The sequence below is a fragment of the Klebsiella sp. D-Nf1 genome (assembly GCF_002810515.1).
In the GTDB taxonomy this organism is placed as follows: Bacteria; Pseudomonadota; Gammaproteobacteria; order Enterobacterales; family Enterobacteriaceae; genus Klebsiella; species Klebsiella variicola.
In genome coordinates, this window is sequence record NZ_PIOK01000027.1 from 1 (window position 1) to 1,007 (window position 1,007).

The following is a 1,007-nucleotide window of genomic DNA, read 5'->3' on the forward strand; positions in this document are numbered from 1 at the left end:
GCATTCGACCAGATCGATAACGCACCGGAAGAAAAAGCTCGTGGTATCACCATCAACACTTCCCACGTTGAATATGACACCCCGACTCGCCACTACGCGCACGTAGACTGCCCGGGCCACGCCGACTATGTTAAAAACATGATCACCGGTGCTGCGCAGATGGACGGCGCGATCCTGGTTGTTGCTGCGACTGACGGCCCGATGCCGCAGACTCGTGAGCACATCCTGCTGGGTCGTCAGGTAGGCGTTCCGTACATCATCGTGTTCCTGAACAAATGCGACATGGTTGATGACGAAGAGCTGCTGGAACTGGTTGAGATGGAAGTTCGTGAACTGCTGTCTCAGTACGATTTCCCGGGCGACGACACTCCGATCATCCGTGGTTCTGCTCTGAAAGCGCTGGAAGGCGACGCAGAGTGGGAAGCGAAAATCATCGAACTGGCAGGCTTCCTGGATTCTTACATCCCGGAACCAGAGCGTGCGATTGACAAGCCGTTCCTGCTGCCGATCGAAGACGTATTCTCCATCTCCGGTCGTGGTACCGTTGTTACCGGTCGTGTAGAGCGCGGTATCGTTAAAGTCGGTGAAGAAGTTGAAATCGTTGGTATCAAAGAAACCGCGAAAACCACCTGTACTGGCGTTGAAATGTTCCGCAAACTGCTGGACGAAGGCCGTGCTGGTGAGAACGTAGGTGTTCTGCTGCGTGGTATCAAACGTGAAGAAATCGAACGTGGTCAGGTACTGGCTAAGCCGGGCAGCATCAAGCCGCACACCAAGTTCGAATCTGAAGTGTACATTCTGTCCAAAGACGAAGGCGGCCGTCATACTCCGTTCTTCAAAGGCTACCGTCCGCAGTTCTACTTCCGTACTACTGACGTGACTGGTACCATCGAACTGCCGGAAGGCGTAGAGATGGTAATGCCGGGCGACAACATCAAAATGGTTGTTACCCTGATCCACCCGATCGCGATGGACGATGGTCTGCGTTTCGCAATCCGTGAAGGCGG

1 protein-coding gene is annotated in these 1,007 nt (G+C 54.2%); it reads left to right on the forward strand.

Translation table 11 applies throughout. The features are described 5' to 3' along the window. Positions 1 to 1,007: elongation factor Tu (gene tuf / locus CWM54_RS27815; protein ID WP_100699192.1), on the forward strand; the 1,007-nt coding region annotated here is incomplete at both ends.